Below are 15465 nucleotides of genomic sequence, written 5' to 3'. Positions count from 1 at the left end.
AGGTTCGCTCGATGACCCACCTGCGACGTCCCAATCGTTCGCTGGATTCGATGCCCTTGCGTGCGATATGGACGCCGATGTGTTTGCCCCAGAGCCATCTTCGCAGGTGAGGGACGTCGTAAGCCTTGTCCGCATGGAGGCGCTGGGGTTTGAAATGACGGCCGCGATGCGGGTCGTGTTGCGTTTGGAGTCCCGCCATTATCGGCTTCAGTCCCTCGCTGTCGTGGACGTTCGCCGCGGAGATCCCGACGACCAGGGGCAGTCCGTTCGCGTCCGACAGGATGTGCATCTTGGTACCCGGCTTGCGCCGGTCCACGGGGCTCGGACCTGTGTGTTCGCCCCCTTTTTTAGCGCGGACGTGGGCGGTGTCGAGCACGACGCGGGTGACGTCGATGAGGCCTGCGTCATCGAGTTGGTGGAGCACGGCCTCGTGCAGCCGGCCCCAGACACCGGCTCTGGACCAGATCAGGAACCGCCGATGAGCAGTCGACTTCGAGATCCCAAAGCAGGGCGGCAGATGCCGCCAGGCACATCCGCTGACCAGCACATAGGCGATCGCGGCGAACAGCGTCTCATCAGGGGTATTCACTGTCCCCCCGCCTTGCGGTCGCACTCTCGACGGCGGAAGCAACGGCTTCGCGATCTCCCACAACCCGTCCGGAACGACCCAACTCTACGTCCCTTGACTCATGTTGAGGTTCTACTCCGCCTCACCACGTAGGACACCGTCTTTTAAGCTCCGAGGGTTGACCTTTAACGAGGAGAAGACGCGCGTAGTCCACCTCGCGGAAGGGTTCGACTTTCTGGGCACTCACATCCGAAAGTATGCGGATGGCGCCGTCCTGATCACCCCATCCAAGAACGCGGTACGAAGGGCCAGGCAGAGGATCAAGCAGATTATCCAGCGTACGAACGGACAAGCGAGCCATGAGGACCTGATCCTCACTCTTAACTCTTTCGCTAAGGTGTGGTCTATGTACTACAGCCCCTACTCGTCGTCTAGGGCGTACCGGAATCTTGATTTCTGTGCCTTTGGACAGAAACTTCTACAAGTATGTCGACTTCGGGAAGGAGAGTGCGGCTGGTCTGGGGTCTGCAGAGTTAGCCGGAAATGCTTTTCTTGCGTGGAGGAATTCGCAAACTTGTCGCGATGACACCTGGGACAGGTGCCGGTCCAGCATGCGAGGAGCAACTGCGGTTTGCGGATGACTCGATAGAGGCTCAGATTGGCGCTGTCTGCTTTGGTGACCTGGTCGCGGTGCAGGTCGCAGAGGGTGCGGGTAACCGAGATAGGAGTGCCGCGGTGATGCCAAGTGGGCCGGGCGCGGCCTTCGAGTGGGGCAGGCCCCCTGCCTGTTTCATCTCGCGGTGGTCGTTCTCGATGCGCCAGCGGAGCTTCGCAGCGCTGATGAGGGGGGCAGCGGGGTGTTCTCAGTCAGGTTGGAGAGCCACAACTGCACCGGCCCATCCTCGGTGGCGGGCCATTCGGTCAGCAGTCAGCACATCGGCAGATCGGTGCTGGCAGCGGCCTTGCGGGTCTCGCGTCCGGCGGCCCTGACCCTCAGCAGGCAACTTCCGGGCGCGATGAGCTCGCGCGCCAGTCAATATATGGGCCCCACCCTCGCGGTGGACCCGCCGTAGCGGAAACCCACTGGACGGATCAGCCTGTGGACGAATTGAGCAAACCATATATTTGCGGTTTAATACTAGTAAATTAGACATTGTGTGGCGTATGCACGATGTCGTCGGAAGAGGCAAGATCAGCCATAAGTGTTTACGGCATGGTTAGGCCAGGGGTATATGACGTACGCTCGTCCAGGTGTTCACTGAACGGCCTTATCAAGGGGAGAGAGCCGCAATGGTGATGCAGAGCGAGAACGCCATCCGCGCCCGTAGGAAACAGTGTGATCAGGAACTCGAGCTCGATCACGAAAGTAGCGTTGTCACCCTGGAAATTGCAGACATCCTGCCGGCGGACTCGCCACGCCTGGAGGGGGTGAATGAGGGGCATGTGCAGCTCATTGCAGAGATTGAAGAAGAATTGCCGCCCATTACAGTCCACGGCGTTACTCGCCGAGTCATCGACGGAATGCACCGGCTGCATGCTGCAAAGCAACGGGGTGACCGGACGATAAGGGCGATTCTGTTCACCGGAAGCGCGGACGCGGCCTTCCTCCACGCCGTCCAAGCCAACATCGCCCACGGGCTTCCGCTGACGACCGCCGACCGCTGCGCAGCGGCCTCACGGGTGCTCCGGACGCACCCTTTGTGGTCGGATCGGGCCATAGCCTCGGCCGTGGGCATATCCGCGCACACGGTGGCCAAGCTCCGGGACGCCGCTGGGGGAGCCGGTCAACTGGCGGTCCGCGTGGGAAGGGATGGGCGGACCCGTCCGCTCAGCACGGTGGCCGGGCGGCAACGGGCCGGTGAGCTGATGACCGCCCGGCCGGAGGCACCGCTGCGCGAGATAGCCCGCCAGGTCGGCCTGTCGCTGGGCACGGTGAGTGACGTGCGACGACGCCTTCGGCAGGGTGAAGACGTCGTGATCCCCGCGGCATCTGGGAGGGCTTCGCAGCGCAAAGATGCCGGTCCGGCGCTGGCTCGGCCCCAGGTCCTCTCCAGCCAGGAACTCAAGCTGATGTGGCAACAGCTGAGCAAGGATCCGTCGCTTCACATGAACGAGCGCGGGCGTACCCTGCTTGTACTGATGAGGGTGTTCTGCCTTGACGAGAACCTTGCCGATGAACTGCCTCCCCACTTAGCGGAAAAGATTGCTCTGGTGGCGAGGAACTGCTCCGTTGTCTGGCAGAAACTCGCGGAGACCCTGGAGGGCCACATCAAGCCGACCTGACGGGCATGTCACTCCGGTGTGTACCTTGCGCAGTCGCCCCCTCCATGCGTCAGCGTGAACACGTGCGCCAGAAGAGCCCGACCCACGCTCCCTCCGGTCCGAGTAGCCTGCTCCCGGAAGTCTGGTCAGGGCGAACCCGCCGTCGAGTGCCGAAAGCGCACGGCCGAGACGCCCAGGTGTTCAACTGCCCGGATCCCACAGTTGAACGCTCCTGCAGGTACAACGAGGCAAGACGAGGTGGGTCTTCTTCAATAGCGCGGTGCGTCGGCCGAAGATGCGGCGGGAGCAGGTGTCCACGAAGAACGCGGCGTAGACGGCACCTGCCCAGGCGGTCACGTGCGTGACGTCGACGCTCAGGGCGGCCCGCACCGACTTCGCGTCGATGATCCCTGCTGCGGGCTCGGCCCCAAGCCCCCTGAGCCGTCCGCATGGTCGGTCATGGAACTTGGTGACCAGCCCGTGCCCGCGCCCGGGGCGGAAGAAGGCGTAAACTGGCGCACCCGTGGGATGGCCAGCCGCGTCGCTGCACGCCTGTGCGAGGCAATCACGCGATGGGGCGGCCGTATACCGGAACAGCTCGGACGCATACAACAACGGCACCGGGTCCTGTCGGCACCGCTCGGTTCGCCCCGCCATTCCACGATCGGTTGACGGCCGCTCACGGTTCGACGTGCTGCTGCGCAGGCCGCAATACGCCAGCGGCGAGCACTATGGCACAGGCCAGTGCAGTGACCAGCCCGAAAGAGACGGTGAGCGAGGTCGCGTACGCGATCGACCCCATGGCTGATGGGGCGATGAGCCCCGAAGTGTAGGTGATGGTCGCGACGCCCGCGATCGACTGGCTGGGCGCGGGCCCTCCCGCAGAACTTCGCCCGGGGGTAACTCCACCTGTCTTCGCTCGGCCGGCGGCCGCGAAGGCGAGCGGTACGACGAGCGCGACGCCCAGCCCGATCAGTGCGAACCCGCCCATTGCCGCGGCGGGATGAGCCGCCGTCACTACCATCGTCCCGCCGAGTGTGGCGAGCACGCCGCCGGTGCGTATGGCCCGCACCGGCCCGAATCGCTCCACCAATGCGTCACCGATCAGCCGGGCTATGGCCATGGTGCAAGTGAAGGCGGTGGTGCAGGCCGCGGCGGCTCCGGCCGAGGCACCAAGCGCATCACGCAGGTAGACCGCCGCCCAGTCCAGGCTCGCGCCCTCGGCGAAGACTGCGCAAAACCCGATCGCGCCGATCGGCAGCGCGGACCGCGGCGGCAGGGCGAAGCGAGGCGGCGGCTGGCCGCCGGGGGTGCTGCGTAAGTCCAAGACACCCCGGCAGGCCAGGATGCCGAGCACGGTCAGGAGCCCGGCCGCCAGCGGCAGGTGCAGCCGGGCGTCGACATCCGTGTGGGCAGCGGCGGTGCCCGCCGCGGAGCCAACCAGGACACCGACGCTCCACATGCCATGCAGGCCGCTCATGATGGACCGGCCGAGGCGCCGCTCGGTCTCGACCCCGAGGGCGTTCATCGCCACATCCGCCATCCCGGACATGGAGCCGTAGCCGAACAATGCGAGGCACAGCGTGGACAGGCCAGGGGAGAAGGCGGGCGGGGCAAGGGAGATGCACCACAGCGCGAGGAGGAAGCGCTGCGCAGCCCGAGCTCCGAGGCGGTGGCTGATTCGCCCGGCCAGCGGCATGGCCAGCGCGGCACCGATCGCCGGGAAGGCCAGAGCGAATCCGAGCTGTCCGGAGCTGACACCCGCGTGGTCCTGGATCCAGGGGATGCGGGTGGCGAAGCTGCCGGTGACCGCACCGTGCACGGCGAACACCAGCGCGATGGCCCACCGTGCCTGCCGCATCTGCGGTTGCGTCCAGTCTTGCCCCCCTGTGTCACAGGCTGTGCCCATGCCGCTGTCCCTCCCTGAACCGCCGTACGCGGCCTCGCCAACCACGAAGATCCACAGCGTACGGGCGAAGCTTGATCCGCAGGAGTGTCCGCTTCTCCCCGTGTGAGGAGTGACCGAGCCTGAACGTCGTCACCACCCCCCGTCGACGATCACCAGCGGGCCTGCCGCACGTAGATCGGACCGCCCTGGACGATGACCGCGTCGTTGACCAGGGCACCCAACTTGTCGGGGGTTTGCCAGGAACTCGTGTCCGTGGCTTGCGTCTCGTGCGCCTCCGACGCCGTCTACACCCCTGAGAGCGCCCCACATCAGTGCAACGGACGACTTCTTCAGCCTGCTAATCCCCTCCGAGGACGGCATGGCTGGTATTCGAACACGAGCGGTGACCTCCAAGTTGGCTTTACGCACTGCGTGTTAACGTCAAAGACCCCCCTGCGGCTCGACCGGCCGTGGCGGGCTCGGGGGCTAATAATGAGCGACCGCCTCAGGGAAGGCAGGAAGACAGCCGCTGTGGACGCGAGTCGATACGAGAAGACGAGCAAAGATGTGGCCGAGGGGGATGGCTTAACTTCATCGCAGCCCTGCCCGAGGGAGGTGGACAGGGAGGAACGGCCCGGTGGCTGGAGCGGACTCGCCAAAGTCACGGCGCACCCGGTGCTCGCGTCACTGGCCTTGGCGGCGATCCTGCACCTGGTGTGGTTGCTGCTGATCGCAAACAGCGGTGGCGACCTTGCTGCCCAGGACGCATGGGCGGAGTTCGCGCGCCATCACCCGGGTTCGGCATACAACCTCGCCTGGTACGGCGGAATGCACCCGGTCTCCTACAGCGTCATCTCGCCATACCTGATGGCGGCCGTCGGAGTCCGGACAACGATGGCGATCGTGGGCACGATTTCCGCCGGGTTGCTGGCGCTGATCCTGACGCGCAGCCGCGCCGTGCGCCGCCCGCTGTGGCCTGCCCTGTACGGCACCCTCGCCTTGGTCGGCAACGCGATCTCGGGCCGGGTGAGCTTCGGGACCGGTGTGATGTTCGGGCTCGCGGCCGTGGCTGTGGTCTTCTCCTATCCGGCGAAATGGCGTTCGCAGTGGTGGTTCCACCGAGTCGGGCGGGCTGGGATCGTCGCCCTGTTCTCAGGGCTTGCCACCGCGTCAAGCCCGGTGGCGGGACTGTACGTCGGGATTGTGGCTGTGGCGCTGTGGCTGACTGGACGGCGCCCCGCAGCCTATGCTCTCGGAGGCACGCCAGTGCTGGTGGTCGGGCTTTCGCACTGGCTCTTTCCCTTCTCCGGGACGATGCCGATGACGCTCGAGAAGACGATCCTGCCGATCTTGTGCTCCGTTTCGGTCTTCGTCTTCATCCCGAAGGAGTGGCGTACGGTCCGGCTTGTCTCCCTCTTTTACGCGCTCGGAGTGGCATTGGTCTGGCTGATCCCCTCACAGATCGGCTCCAATATGACCCGCTTCGGCATGATCTTCGGTGGGGTGGCGCTGCTCGCCGCACTGCCGGAGATCAAGATTCCGCGCCTCTCCATGATGCGCCTCATCGGCTACAGATGGGCCGTGCTGGCCATGGCCGTCGTGATCGTGACGGTGTGGCAGGGAGCGCAGGCTACCAATGACATCATCGCGAACAGACCGGCCAATTATTGGTCGCGTGAACTGCCGCCGCTGCTAAGCCAGTTGGACCGGGTCGAGGCGGATCGCGGTCGGGTCGAGGTGGTCCCGGTGCGCAGCCACCGCGAGGCCTCGGCGCTTGCCCCTCACGTTAATTTGGCCCGCGGTTGGAACCGGCAGGCGGACAAAGAACGCAACCCGCTCTTCTACGGTGAAGACAAGTCCCTGTCTCCGACGGAATACCAGCAGTGGCTGCGCCGCTGGGCAGTGCGATTCGTCGTACTGCCCAAGGACGCCCCGGATGTCGCTGGCGAGGCGGAGGCGAAGCTGGTGGCGGGCGGCCTGCCTTATCTGGACCAGTTGTGGTCTAACTCCAGGTGGAAGCTCTATAAGGTACGTGACCCGAAGTCCTTGGCGGAACCGGCGGCCACTGTGAAGCATCTGCGGGCCGAGGAGGTGGTACTCCAGGTTCACAAGCCAGGCCAGGTGCTCGTCCGTATCCCGTACTCGCCTTGGCTCGGCTTGGTAGACCACTACGGCGGTAACGTGGAACAGCCGCAGAAGGGTGACGAGGAAACTCCTGCGGTGAACGTCAACGGCTGCCTGACTAAAGCGGAGGAAGAAGAGAAGGGTAGCGAGCCGCGTGATGAGTGGACGGTGCTGCATGCGCCGCGTGCCGGTGAATACCGGATAGGGGCGCGCTACAAAATGCCACGCGGTACACCTTGCCCTGATGAATTGCAGGAATAGCCCCAAGGCAGGAACACGCCGCACATAGCCGCCCACCTTCTTAGCTTTCTCGCTAGGGGGATGGGCGGCGAAGTTCTTGTGATCGGGTGGGGGCGGTACTGGACCTGTGCTATCTCCCGCTCGGTGGCCAGGGCCAGGTGCGTGAGGTCGGCGGCGAAGTCGGCCAGGTCCAGCAGCGCCCAAGTCCACCCACCGGCGCGCGGTGCACTGACCCCTGGCAGGACCGGCTGTCCTCTTTGCGCACCCCATCGCCATGGATAACGCAAGCGCGGCCGTTTGTAGGGGCCGACGTCATGGGTCAGTCGATGATCGAGTAGGCGGCCCCGTTTGCCGTTGCGTAACCCCGGACTGAGAGCTGCGAGCCATGCAACTGGCCACGCTGGTCAGGCTTCACTCAGGGGGTCGCTGGTAGGCACCGGTAGCGACGTACGTGAGTGCATGGGCGGTGGGCCAGGGCGAAGGCAGCGTCGCCGCTGACGCCCCTGGAGGAGACCATCGTAAACGTCGTGGTCTGCCCCCGTGCGTCTGCGCAGTTGAACGGCCATGCCGTGCACATCGAGGTGACCTCGTGGACCCGCTCGCCATCCTGCCAGCGGCGCGACCCGGGTCGTGGAGTCGAAGTCCCTTTCATTGGGCAGGGTGGACCGCGGACGGAACCATCGCCGAGGGACGCAGACCTCAGGACGCGCGAGAGGCTTGAGCGTGCATCGTGCCCGGCCGAGCGGCGGCGGGCGCCGACCGTGCGTACGCACTCATTGCGAACAGCCATACCTATGTTGACGACGATCCAGTGCGCACGCAGGATGTGTTGCAGCCGTACATCGGAGAACTCGCCAGGTTCCTAGAGGTGGAGAAGGCGAATCTCGAAGTGGCGGCAAGATTACCGGGGTCGGCTGTGGAAACCGTCAACGCCTTCTGGAATACCGATGCGACCGCAGTCATGACCTTTAACCAGAGGGCGACTCAGTACGCAACGTGAAGCGGTCCCTTGCCGAGATGCACTGCTCATGCAGCGGACGCCTCACGATCACCCACGGCCAGCAAACCTATCCACCGTCGTCTTTAGGGGTACGTGGCATGACTCATTCATCGTCTTTGAAGCTCCCGGAACACCGCAAAAGGGTACTGGTCACCGGTGCCGGCGGTTATCTGGGCGCGGTACTCGTCCCGCTGCTCTTAGAATCGGGATATCAAGTGACTGCGGTCGACACGTACTACTTCGGCATCGAGGTACTGAAGCCAGTGATCGACCACCCCACACTGGACGTCGTCCACGCCGACGTACGCGATCTCGACTACTCATTGGTGGACGGAGCGGACGCGGTCATCGCCCTGGCGGCCCTCAGCAACGACCCCGCCGGTGACCTCGACCCTGGCTGGACGGAGGCGGTCAACCGCGACGCGGTGATCAAATTAGCCGAAGCCGCCAAGGAGCGTGGGGTCGGCCGATTCCTCTTCGCCTCCTCGTGCAGCGTCTACGGCCCCTCCGGCGACGAGCGGCGGACCGAGGACGACGCCGTTAGCCCGCTGACCGTGTACGCCCGAACCAAGCTGGAGACGGAGAAGGCCCTGCTCGCTCTGGCGACTGACACCTTTCACACGATGTCGTTGCGCAAGGCGACTCTTTTCGGCCTCTCACCTCGCATGCGCTTCGACCTGGTGGCCAACATCATGACGATGTCCGGCGCGACCAACGGCTATGTACAGGTCCATGGCGACGGCGAGCAGTGGCGCCCGCTCCTGCACGTCACGGACGCGGCACGCGCCTATCTCCTGTGCCTTCGCCTGCCGCAGGAGCGAATCGGCGGCGGTCGGATCTTCAACGTGGCCGGTTCCAACTACCGGGTCAGCCACATCGCCCAGCAGGTGACCCACGCGTTTGATGACGTTGAGCTGCGACTCATACCCGACCAGATCGACCGGCGCAGCTATCAGGTTTCCGGGGAGCGGTTCGAGCAAGCGACCGGGTTCAGCCCTCTCTGCACCGTTCGCGACGGCATCATCGAGATCCAAAAGGCTCTGGCTGACGGCATGTTCCCGGATGCCGACGACTCTCGCTACCACACCGTTGCCACTCTGCGAGAGCTGCTGGCGAAGCCGGCGCTCCACGGCGGGGAACCTGTGCGCCGCTCCTTCCTCCCCTTGGCGCTGCCGGATCTGGGCAAGGCAGAAGAGGACGAGGTCCTCGACACCCTTCGGTCCGGCTGGCTCACCACAGGCCCCAAGACCAAGCGGTTCGAGGAGCTTTGCGCTTCCTATCTTGGAGTCAAGCATGCGGTCGCTCTCAACTCGTGCACAGGGGCTCTGCACGTGGCGCTCGCGGCTGCGGGAGTGGGCTCGGGCGACGAAGTGATCACCACTCCGGTCTCCTGGCCTGCGACCGCGAACGTCGTCATCCATCTCGGTGCCACCCCGGTCTTCGTTGACATCGAACCCGACACCCTGAACATCGACGTATCCCTGATCGAGGCGGCGATCAGCCCGCGTACCAAGGTGCTTCTGCCCGTCCACATGGCAGGCCAGCCCTGCGACATGACGGCGATCAACGACATCGCGAAGCGGCACGGACTGACCGTCATCGAGGACGCGGCGCACGCCCTGGGGGCCGAGTACCAAGGCATGAAGGTGGGGAAGCTCAGCACGGCCGCGGCGTTCAGCTTCTATCCCACCAAGAACATGACCACGATCGAAGGCGGCCTGCTCGTGACGGACGACGACGAGATAGCGGAGCGGGCCAGAGTCCTCAGCCTGCATGGCATAACCAAGGATGCGTGGAAGAGGCACGCACGCGACGGCTCTCCGCACTGGCAGCTCGTCCAACCGGGTTACAAGTACAACATGACGGACGTGCAGGCATCCGTCGGCCTTCACCAGCTGCCCAAACTGGAAGAGTTCATTGCCATACGGGAGCGCTACACCCGCCGCTACAACGAGGCGTTCGCCGACCTACCCTGCCTGCGCCCGCTCGCCACTCGGCCCGGCACACGCCACGTCCACCATCTGTACGTGCTCGAGCTGCGCACGGACCTGCTGGCGATCACCCGCGACGAGTTCATGGCTGCGCTCAAGGCCGAAGGTGTCGGAACTGGAGTCCACTTCGTCTCCATGCACTTGCAGCCCTACTACCGCGAAGAGTTGCATATGCACCCCGACGACCTGCCGGTGGCTCGAGACACGTCGGAGCGCATAGTGTCACTGCCGCTTTTTCCGAAGATGACCCCTGCAGATGTGGAGAGTGTCATCACGGCAGTCCGCAAGACTGCCCTGGCCACACAGCGCTGAAAGGCCAGAAACCGATATGCCTGAGAAGACCAACGGCACCAATATCATTCTGGTGAATAACCGTGGCGACGTCCTGCTGTACCTGCGTGACGACAAGCCCTCGATCCCCTACCCGAACCAGTGGTGCTTGCCCGGAGGGCATATGGAGGCGGGGGAAACGCCTGAGGAATGCGTACGAAGGGAGATCAACGAGGAGCTGGGTGTCGCCCTCGCCCCGTCAGAGGTCCATCTGCACTGCTCTGCCGTGCGCTTCTACGGAACCGAGCACACTTTCTGGGCAAAGGCGGCGTTCGAGCTTGAGGAGATCGTCTTGACAGAGGGGCAGGACGTCAGATGGTTCACCCCTCTCGAAGCGTCCGGTCGCGAGTTAGCATACGAGGACAACGCCATCTTGCGGGACTTCACCGCCCAACACCGGGAGCTCTTTTCGCAGCACACGCATGGTGCCCGATAGGAGCAGAGAGTGCACAACTTCATGGCGGACGTCGCGCGCAGGGCCGGAGCGGTCCTGGCCGACCTCTTCCGTAGCGGTGCGTACCAGCAGGAGAACAAGTCAAGCTGGGACCTGGTCACCGCCGCGGACCTTCAGTCCGAGCAACTCATCATCGATGCCATCGGAGCACGCTTCCCCGGCCATGGCATCTTGGCAGAGGAGAGCGGCGAACACGGCTCCTCCGATGAGCACCTGTGGTTGATCGACCCCCTTGACGGCACGATCAACTTTGCCCGTGGGCTCGGCCCGTGGGGGGTGAGCATCGCCTATGCCCATCGGAACGAGGTGCAGTTGGGCATGTTCTACGCCCCCGAGACAGACGAGCTGTACCACGCACGGCTCGGTGAGGGCGCGTACCTGGACGGCTCTCCACTGCGAACCAGCGGAGAGAAACGGCTGTCCGCCTCCGTTGTTGAGTGCTCCGCCTCCCACAAACCCTGGCAGGAAGAGGCCCAGCGCATCGCCCTGACACTGTGGCCTCACGCCCGGACCCTGCGCATGACTGGCTGCGGTGCCGGCGCCCTGTGTGCGCTGGCCGCAGGAAGGACGGACGCAATGGTCGAAGTGGACGGGGGCCCCTGGGACTATGCGGCCGGCGCACTCATCGTGCACGAGGCTGGAGGCGTGGCGACCACCGTCGAAGGCAACGCGATGGTTCCCCGGTCCTCATCGGTCGTCGCGGCGGCGACAGGTCGGCTACACACGCACCTGACCGAAGCGTTACAACGAGTCCACACAGCAAGCCCACAGCAACTGCGCTGAGGGCGAGTCAGAGAGGGGATGACATCGAGGGAGGAGCCGAAGCTTTTCCCGATTGTGCCGGGCGAGACTGATTCAGGTGGCGCGGGCGTCCACGCCCACAGCGGCGGCGAGGAGGCAGTCGACATGATGGCCCCGGGCCCGGACGGTAGTGCCGACGGTCACGTGAATTTCCTGGTGGCGTCCTCGGTGAAGCGGTCTGGCCAGAATCCGATTGCCCCTTCGCGACCTGCTACACATCCTGCTGGGATGCGCTTCTCCATCAACATCCCCAAGTTCGGTGACTTCGCCGACCCCCGTAACGTCGCGACCGTGGCGGCTGCCGCAGAACAGGCCGGCTGGGACGGGCTCTTTGTCTGGGACCATGTACTGCACCGACAGCACCAGGGGCGCCCCTTCGGAGACCCTTGGATGCTGCTGACCGCGGCCGCGCTGACGACCTCCCTGGCTTTGTCCACGAGAGCCGGTTCTGGCTCAGCTTCCGGATGCTGTTGGTGATCTCTAGGCCGTTAGTCTTTGGCAGAGCTGCCGGAAGTGGCTGGGTGGTCGTGTTGGAGAAGCTGCTGTAGTGCCGGGCGGGAAGCATTCGCTAAGTCGGACGATGTTGGTTCCGGCGGCTGTGAGTAGTACGTGCTGGACGTGCGTCTTTGCCAGGCCGCGGTAGCGGCAGTGACGCAGGCCATGAGCGTGGACGGTCTCTGAGACTGTGGCCTCGCAGCCTGCGCGGATGGCATAGCGTCGCTGCCAGTTGCTAGTCTTCTGCTCTTTCCTGACCTGGGACTGGATCTTCTGCTGGGGCTCGGGCAGCAGGAGGATGTGGCGTCCTTTGCCATCGACATTGCCGGTGCACTTCAGGCGGTCCTTGCATTCCCGGCATGCCTTGCGGGGGAAGAGGACGGACAGTCGGGGGTGTCCGTCGCCCAGGGCGGTTTTCCAGGGCGGGCTGGTGATGCCGTTCGGGCAGGTGAGGGTGTGGTTCTCCCAGTCGATGTGGAAGTCCTCTTTCGTGAAGCCCGGCCGCTGGGCGGCCTGTGGGTCCTCGCGGACCGGGCCGAGCAGGGGGATGTCCCAGGTCATGGCTGCTCGGTGGACGCTGTCCAGGGTGACATAGCCGCCGTCGACGACGTGCTCGAGGGGGTGAAAGCCCTGGCGGGTCAGCTGTTGGTGGATGTCGTCGAGGGCGTCGATGTCCTGTTGCGGCGCCGGGCGGGTGACGACCTGGACGATGACGTTGGGGCAGGATTCGTCGCAGGTCTCGGTCTGGTGATCGCGATAGCCGATCCAGTCGCGCTGGCCGGCCGCGGTGACCTTCTGGCTGTATCGGGCCTCGGGATCGTGCGGGGTGACGATCTCCATCGTGGACCATGGCACCCGTGCTGAAGCAGGATCCGGCCGGCCGTCTGCTGAGGCTTTGCCGGTGTTCCTTTGCGCCATCGTCCTGCGGCTGGCTCGGTCACGGGTCGACTTCGCTGCCCGCCAGCGGAGTTGGCCCGCTTCGTCGTGCCAGTACTGCTGGACCCAGACCTGCCGCAGGACCTGTACCGATCTCAACTTCCGCAGGCCAGAAGGGGCATCGTCGCGATAGACGGCGCGCAGGATATGCAGCCCGTCCTCACCCACCCGCTGCACCCAGGCGATCAACGGGTCTCCGCCAGGGGGCAGGCGGTCATAGCGCACCGGCCGGCCATACCGGTCTGCCCAGTCAGGAGTCACGAGAGCGGCCAGCCACCCTTCGTCCTGCAGCGTGAGTTCCTCCAGAGCACAGCGCAGCGTCTCAGCGACCAGTTCACCCCGGTTCAGACGGCGCACCGCCGCGAGCACATGGGTTGAATCCGTTCGGATCCGTCCCCGCCGTTTGACCAGGCCGGCTTCTGCGAGCCGGTCCACGATCAGCGCCAAGAGCCGGTCCGCGCGGTCACCTTCAGCCACCCGGCCACGGAATTCGCTCAGGACCGTGAAGTCGAATCCCGGATTGTCCAGCTCTAGGCCCAGACAGTACTTCCAGTCCAGACGGCAGCGGACTGCGTCCGCTGCCTGCCGGTCAGTGAGGTTCTCCGCATATTGCAGCACCGACACGAGAGCCAGCTGAGCCGGCGACAGCCCACGCCGTCCGTCAGCCGGATACCAGTCGGCGAAGTCAGCATCGGTGAACAGACCGTCCAGCCGATCACGCACCCACATCGCGGCCGTTCCCCGTGGGTTGCTCGCCCGTGCCATCCGCACGGTCAACGGCGGAATCACCCGCCCAGAAACCGAACCCATTGCCACTGCGGTCACCCCTCCGACCGCCGAAACCGCCCCGCTCCCACCAGCGCAGCACCGCAAGGGCATGAACACAGCCGCAGTCAGCAGGCTTCACTCCACCGAGTGAAGATCACCAACAGCATCCAGAAGTTGAGCCAGAGCCCGAGAGCCGACAGCACCTGGACACGAGATTGGGCAGCACCCGAAGCACTGCAGAAATCGAACAGTTCATGGCTTCGGGCAGCGTGGCCCCTGCCGAGTTGGCAGGGGCCCGCAGCATAGACAGCAGAGGAGCGCCGGGACCTGCCCTCGACGAGCAGCATCCTGGCCAACGTGGCTTACCGTCTGCTGATGGCCTGGCGGTCCGGCCTCACTTCAGGTGCCGGGTGAAGAACCGTGCCGCGGGGTCACCCGCGTACTGCGGGACGCCGGTGTGCCCGCCCATATTGGCGTTCAGCGTCTTCTCCTTGGAGCCGAAGGCGTCGAACAGGTCCAGGGCCGCCTGCCGGTCGTTCCCTTCGTCGTCCCACTGCAGCAGGACGTGCAGCGGAATGGTGACCTGGCGGGCCTCCTCGAACATGGCGCGAGGCACGAAACTCCCGGCGAAGAAGCCGGCGGCCACGATGCGCGGCTCGACCACCGCAAGGCGAATGCCGATGGAGATCACTCCCCCCGAGTACCCGACCGGGCCGCCGATCTCGGGCAGCGGCAGGAGGGCGTCAAGGGCGGCCTGCCATTCCGGGACCGCTTTGTCGACGAGCGGGAGGATGAGGGCGTCGATGATCTCGTCGCTGACCGGCTCGCCTGCTTCCATAGCCCGGCGCAGGTCGGCGCGGGCCTGCTCGGCGGCGGCCCAACGGGGCCGGTCACCGCTCCCGGGAAGCTCGATGGTGGCCGCGGCGAAGCCCTCGGCCGCGGCACTGCGGGCCCGCGCCGCCAGGCGGGGGTACATCTTGTGCAGTCCGAGCGGGGGGTGGCCGAGCAGGATCAGCGGCGCCGGTGCGGATGCGGGCGTCCACAGGATGCCGGGGATGTCGCCGAGGGTGAATTCGCGTTCGAGGACGCCGTCGTCGAGGCGCTTTTCGGAAGTGAAGTGAAGGGCCATGGTCGTGCCTTTCGGGAGTGCGCTTGAACGGCGCTCCCGGACGACCTATCGCCCGACCGTGACCCCGGAGGAGAGCACCCATATCGATACGTTCACGGGTACCACCTCCTCGTTCTCTCGCACGGCCTCCGCGAAAGTAGCAGCGGCTGCCGTGATTCGCCAATCGGTTTTTGCGCGGGCTCCGCGGCCGGACGTCAAGGAATCGGAACACTACGCAGAGCTACTTGGGGCCTCATCGCGGCTTCCCGGGACGAGGCCCTGCGGCGGGGCGCGCTGGGGCGCTGGGGGCGCTGTTGTTTCTCATGAACATCGAACACGACGCGCCGCCGACGCCTCCCAATCTCATGTACTGGTGCTGTCGGTTCTCGTGGACAAAGCCACCCACATCCGGGCGTTGAAGGGGGAGCCAAGACGGGACGAAGCCCCGTCGGCCGGGGCAGGGCGGGCAGCAAGCATCGCCTGGTGACGGACGCTACGGG

At 65.1% G+C, this 15465-nt stretch carries 11 protein-coding genes and 1 pseudogene; 8 read left to right on the top strand and 4 right to left on the bottom strand.

Annotated elements, in window-relative coordinates:
• Positions 1-652: IS5 family transposase (locus tag IG78_RS48850; RefSeq protein WP_107055114.1), on the bottom strand; the 652-nt coding region annotated here is incomplete at its 3' end.
• A 37-nt stretch (positions 653-689) separates the two neighbouring features.
• Here IG78_RS48850 and IG78_RS47085 point away from each other — a divergent pair.
• On the top strand, positions 690-1154 hold the full coding sequence (locus tag IG78_RS47085; protein WP_078965936.1) for a group II intron maturase-specific domain-containing protein: 465 nt from the start codon (positions 690-692) through the stop codon (positions 1152-1154).
• Positions 1155-1858: 704 nt separating this feature from the next.
• On the top strand, positions 1859-2851 hold the full coding sequence (locus IG78_RS0139455; protein WP_051853502.1) for a ParB/RepB/Spo0J family partition protein: 993 nt from the start codon (positions 1859-1861) through the stop codon (positions 2849-2851).
• Positions 2852-3509: 658 nt separating this feature from the next.
• Here the strand turns inward: IG78_RS0139455 and IG78_RS0139445 are convergent.
• Positions 3510-4691 (bottom strand): MFS transporter, encoded by a 1182-nt coding sequence (locus tag IG78_RS0139445; RefSeq protein ID WP_404827840.1) that lies wholly within the window; start codon positions 4689-4691, stop codon positions 3510-3512.
• Positions 4692-5333: 642 nt separating this feature from the next.
• Here IG78_RS0139445 and IG78_RS0139440 point away from each other — a divergent pair.
• The 6 genes and pseudogenes from IG78_RS0139440 to IG78_RS47070 all read left to right on the top strand — a co-directional run.
• Positions 5334-7103 carry an MFS transporter gene (locus IG78_RS0139440; RefSeq protein ID WP_030574050.1) on the top strand — a complete coding sequence of 590 codons (1770 nt, stop codon included), beginning with the start codon at positions 5334-5336 and terminating at the stop codon, positions 7101-7103.
• A gap of 709 nt (positions 7104-7812) precedes the next feature.
• Positions 7813-8082: a hypothetical protein gene (locus IG78_RS0139435; protein WP_030574047.1), complete on the top strand. Its 270-nt coding sequence runs from the start codon at positions 7813-7815 to the stop codon at positions 8080-8082.
• A gap of 98 nt (positions 8083-8180) precedes the next feature.
• Entirely contained in the window at positions 8181-10385 is a 2205-nt protein-coding gene (locus IG78_RS47075; protein ID WP_159398285.1) for a bifunctional SDR family oxidoreductase/aminotransferase class I/II-fold pyridoxal phosphate-dependent enzyme, read from the top strand.
• A 16-nt stretch (positions 10386-10401) separates the two neighbouring features.
• Positions 10402-10839, top strand: coding sequence for an NUDIX hydrolase (locus IG78_RS0139425; RefSeq protein ID WP_030574041.1), 438 nt, complete (start codon positions 10402-10404; stop codon positions 10837-10839).
• Positions 10840-10848: 9 nt separating this feature from the next.
• Complete coding sequence (locus IG78_RS0139420; RefSeq protein WP_051853499.1) at positions 10849-11640, top strand: inositol monophosphatase family protein; 792 nt, start codon at positions 10849-10851, stop codon at positions 11638-11640.
• Positions 11641-11886: 246 nt separating this feature from the next.
• A pseudogene (locus tag IG78_RS47070) lies at positions 11887-12081 on the top strand (LLM class flavin-dependent oxidoreductase); the annotation flags it as partial.
• A gap of 57 nt (positions 12082-12138) precedes the next feature.
• Here IG78_RS47070 and IG78_RS0139410 read toward each other — a convergent pair.
• Together IG78_RS0139410 and IG78_RS0139405 are read right to left on the bottom strand one after the other, a co-directional pair.
• Positions 12139-13914, bottom strand: a complete 1776-nt coding sequence (locus IG78_RS0139410; protein ID WP_199813365.1) for an IS1182 family transposase — start codon at positions 13912-13914, stop codon at positions 12139-12141.
• A gap of 337 nt (positions 13915-14251) precedes the next feature.
• Positions 14252-14986, bottom strand: coding sequence for a hypothetical protein (locus tag IG78_RS0139405; RefSeq protein ID WP_030574032.1), 735 nt, complete (start codon positions 14984-14986; stop codon positions 14252-14254).
• Between the last annotated feature and the right edge of the window lie 479 nt (positions 14987-15465).

Origin of the sequence: Streptomyces aureocirculatus (genome assembly GCF_000720475.1) — a bacterium.
GTDB lineage: Bacteria > Actinomycetota > Actinomycetes > Streptomycetales > Streptomycetaceae > Streptomyces > Streptomyces aureocirculatus.
This window is presented reverse-complemented; position numbering and strand designations above follow the sequence as displayed.